This is a genomic window from Janthinobacterium sp. Ant5-2-1, from assembly GCF_001445815.1.
GTDB lineage: Bacteria > Pseudomonadota > Gammaproteobacteria > Burkholderiales > Burkholderiaceae_D > Janthinobacterium > Janthinobacterium lividum_E.
In genome coordinates this window covers 1-4,051 of record NZ_LNCE01000174.1, presented here as the reverse complement: position 1 = coordinate 4,051, position 4,051 = coordinate 1, and the positions used below count along the sequence as shown (strand labels likewise).

4 protein-coding genes are annotated in these 4,051 nt (G+C 60.2%); all 4 read right to left on the bottom strand.

Annotated elements, in window-relative coordinates:
- Positions 1-1,047 (bottom strand): citrate synthase (gene gltA / locus ASN89_RS27305; protein ID WP_058051415.1); only part of this gene is annotated, 1,047 nt, incomplete at its 3' end.
- A gap of 122 nt (positions 1,048-1,169) precedes the next feature.
- The gene (locus tag ASN89_RS27300) at positions 1,170-1,451 is read right to left on the bottom strand and encodes a succinate dehydrogenase assembly factor 2 (protein ID WP_034752073.1); all 282 of its coding nucleotides are present in this window, start codon (positions 1,449-1,451) and stop codon (positions 1,170-1,172) included.
- 117 nt (positions 1,452-1,568) lie between these two features.
- Positions 1,569-2,279: a succinate dehydrogenase iron-sulfur subunit gene (locus ASN89_RS27295; RefSeq protein WP_046685729.1), complete on the bottom strand. Its 711-nt coding sequence runs from the start codon at positions 2,277-2,279 to the stop codon at positions 1,569-1,571.
- A gap of 9 nt (positions 2,280-2,288) precedes the next feature.
- Positions 2,289-4,049, bottom strand: a complete 1,761-nt coding sequence (gene sdhA / locus ASN89_RS27290) for a succinate dehydrogenase flavoprotein subunit (RefSeq protein ID WP_082654781.1) — start codon at positions 4,047-4,049, stop codon at positions 2,289-2,291.
- Positions 4,050-4,051 lie beyond the last annotated feature (2 nt).

Sequence of the window (4,051 nt, the reverse complement as noted above, 5' to 3'; positions counted from 1 at the left end):
TTCCAGTTCCATCGCCAGCTTGAACAGCGGGTCGTCTTGCAGACCCAGTTCTTGCAGCACTTCGTAGCAGGTTTCACGCATCAGCTTGGCGCGTGGATCGAAGTTCTTGTACACGCGGTGGCCAAAGCCCATCAGCTTGACGCCGGAGTTCTTGTCCTTGACTTGCTCGATGAAGGCAGGGATGTTCTCGACGGTGCCGATTTCTTTCAGCATGTTGAGTGCCGCTTCGTTGGCGCCGCCGTGGGCAGGGCCCCACAGGCAGGCGATACCGGCAGCGATACAGGCGAACGGGTTGGCGCCCGACGAACCGGCCAGACGGACGGTCGAAGTCGATGCGTTTTGCTCGTGGTCCGCGTGCAGGATCAGGATGCGGTCCAGGGCGCGCACCAGCACGTCGTTGACCTTGTACTCTTCGCACGGATTGGCGAACATCATGTGCATGAAGTTGGCGCTGTACGACAAGTCGTTGCGTGGGTACACGAACGGCTGGCCGACCGAGTACTTGTAGGTCATGGCGACCAGGGTTGGCATCTTGGCGATCAGGCGGATGGCCGACACTTCGCGGTGATGCGGGTCGTTGATGTCCAGCGAATCATGGTAGAACGATGCCAGCGCGCCGACGGTGCCCACCAGGACCGACATCGGATGCGCGTCGCGGCGGAAGCCACGGAAGAAAAATTGCATCTGTTCGTGCACCATCGTGTGCTTGGTGACGGTGTCGACGAACTTGGCTTTCTGTTCCGCGTTCGGCAGTTCGCCGTTCAGCAGCAGGTAGCACGATTCCATGAAGTCGGCGTTGACGGCCAACTGTTCGATCGGGTAACCACGGTACAGCAGCTCGCCCTTGTCGCCGTCGATGTAGGTGATCGACGAGTTGCAGGCGGCCGTCGACATAAAGCCTGGGTCGTAGGTGAACTTGCCGCTACCGGCGTACAGTTTGCGGATGTCGATGACGTCCGGGCCAACCGTGCCTTTGTAGATTGGAAATTCAAGCGATGGGCTGCCATCGGAGAACGACAGGGTAGCTTTTGTGTCAGAGATATTCATGGGCTCTTCCTTCTCGGGAGTGAGTCGAAATTAAAATCAAAAATTCTGGCTGCAATTCGCACCGCAATTCGGCAGTGCTACAGCGCGCCACTCGCACCGTTTGCAATATATCGCCCAGGCGTCTAGGCAATGCGCAGTCGTTGCAGCAGTGCGCGCACATGCGGCAGATCGACTTCGCCTTCCGGCTCTTTACGGGCCAGTACCAGATCCATTAACGCATTGTCCGATAAATCCAGCAAACGCGTCAGCGCGTCAACTTCTTCATCGGTCAATTCGGTTTCATACGCATCGAGAAAACGGGTCAGGATAATATCGTTTTCCAGCAGGCCACGGCGTGAACGCCAGCGCAGGCGGGCGCGGTTGGCCGGGTCGGCCTGATGCGAGGACAAAATTGATTCTGTCATTTGGTTTACCACTTTACGTGTGCCTTGCGGCACGGTGCTGCTTTGCAGGCGCCGCCTGCAGGCAAGAGAGGATACCCTCTTCCCGCAAACGGCGCCCGGCGGATGCGATCAGGGGGATCAGATCGCGCGGCGGACCATCAATTCCTTGATCTTGCCGATCGCCTTGTTCGGATTCAACCCTTTCGGGCAGACGTCGACGCAGTTCATGATCGAATGGCAGCGGAACAGGCGGTACGGGTCTTCCAGGTTGTCCAGACGCGCGCCCGTGGCTTCGTCGCGCGAATCGGCGATGAAGCGGTAGGCTTGCAGCAGGCCGGCCGGGCCGACGAATTTGTCCGGATTCCACCAGAACGACGGGCACGACGTGGAGCAGCATGCGCACAGGATGCACTCGTACAGGCCATCGAGTTCTTCACGCTGTTCCGGCGACTGCAGGCGTTCTTTTTCAGGCGGGATCGAATCGTTGATCAGGAAAGGCTTGATCGAATCGTACTGCTTGAAAAATTGCGTCATGTCGACGATCAGGTCGCGGATGACCGGCAAGCCTGGCAACGGACGCAGCACGATAGGCTCGGTCAGTTCGTTCAGGTTGGTCGTGCATGCCAGGCCGTTCTTGCCGTTGATGTTCATCGCGTCCGAACCGCACACGCCTTCGCGGCACGAGCGGCGCAGGGCCAGCGAGTCATCGACGTCCGACTTGATGCGCTGCAGTGCGTCGAGCAGCATCTTGTCGGTGTCTTTCAGCTCGACCGTCAGGTCTTGCATGTAAGGCTTGGCATCCTGGTCAGGATCGTAGCGGTAGATTTTGAATTTGAGAGTGCGTGCCATGGTATAGCCTTAGAAAGTACGTGGTTTCGGTTTGAAGGTATCAACCGTCAAAGGCTTGGTCACGACTGGCTTGTATTCCAGTCGGTTGCCTTCCGAATACCACAGCGTGTGCTTCATCCAGTTGTCGTCGTCGCGGGTCGGGTGGTCGTCCTGGGCGTGGGCGCCGCGCGATTCCTTGCGGGCCGCTGCCGAGACGATGGTCGCCTTTGCCGTTTCGATCAGGTTGTCCAGCTCCAGCGCTTCCACGCGGGCCGTATTGAAGACCATCGATTTATCCTTGAACGAGACGTGCTTGCGGCGCTCGTCGAGCTTCATGATTTCTTCGACGCCCTTGTTCAGCATCTCGTCGGTACGGAACACGCCACAGTACTTCTGCATGGTGGCGCGGATGTCGTTCGCCACGCCCTGCACGGTTTCCGTGCCGGTCGAGTTTTCCAGGCGCTGCAAGCGGCCCATGGCAAAGTCGGCTGCATCGGCTGGCAAAGGCTTGTTTTCCTTGGCTTTCAGACCGCTGTTGACGATGTGGTTACCGGCCGCGCGGCCGAAGACCACCAGGTCGAGCAGCGAGTTCGTGCCCAGGCGGTTGGCGCCGTGCACGGAAACGCAAGCGCATTCGCCGATCGCGTACAGGCCGTTGACAACTTTCGCCGAATTATCCGGACCGGTCGGGGTGACGACCTGGCCGTGGATGTTCGTCGGGATGCCGCCCATCTGGTAGTGAATCGTCGGCACGACAGGAATCGGTTCCTTGGTGGCGTCGACGTTGGCGAACTTGTGGCCGATTTCCAGGATCGACGGCAGGCGCTTGGCGATGGTGTCGGCGCCGATATGGCGCAGGTCCAGCATCACGTGGTCCTTGTTCGGACCGCAGCCGCGGCCTTCCTTGATTTCCTGGTCCATCGAACGCGAGACGAAGTCGCGCGGCGCCAGATCCTTCAGGGTAGGCGCATAGCGCTCCATGAAGCGTTCGCCTTCGCTATTGATCAGGATGCCGCCTTCGCCGCGCACGCCTTCGGTGATCAATACGCCCGCGCCGGCCACGCCGGTCGGGTGGAACTGCCAGAATTCCATGTCTTGCAGCGGCAGGCCGGCGCGTGCCGCCATGCCCATGCCGTCGCCCGTGTTGATGAACGCATTCGTCGACGCGGCGAAGATACGGCCTGCGCCGCCCGTTGCCATGACCGTCGTTTTTGCTTCCAGGATCATGCATTCGCCGGTTTCCATTTCCAGCGCGACTACACCGATCACGTCGCCTTCGGCGTCACGGATCAGGTCGAGCGCCATCCATTCAACGAAGAAGTGCGTACGGGCGCGCACGTTGCGCTGGTACAGCGTGTGCAACAGGGCGTGACCGGTACGGTCGGCTGCCGCGCAAGCGCGCTGCACCGGCTTTTCGCCGAAGTGGGCCGTGTGGCCGCCGAAAGGACGCTGATAGATGGTGCCGTCAGGGTTGCGGTCGAACGGCATGCCGAAGTGTTCCAGTTCGTACACGACCTTCGGTGCTTCGCGGCACATGAATTCGATGGCATCCTGGTCGCCCAGATAGTCGCCACCCTTGACGGTGTCGAACATGTGCCAGAACCAGTTGTCTTCGGCCATGTTGCCGAGCGACGCGCCGATACCGCCCTGCGCCGCCACTGTGTGCGAGCGGGTCGGGAAAACTTTCGAGAGCACTGCGACGTTCAGGCCGGCTTCAGCCAGCTGCAACGACGCGCGCATGCCGGAACCGCCGGCGCCAACGATGACCGCATCAAAGCGGCGGGGAGGGATTT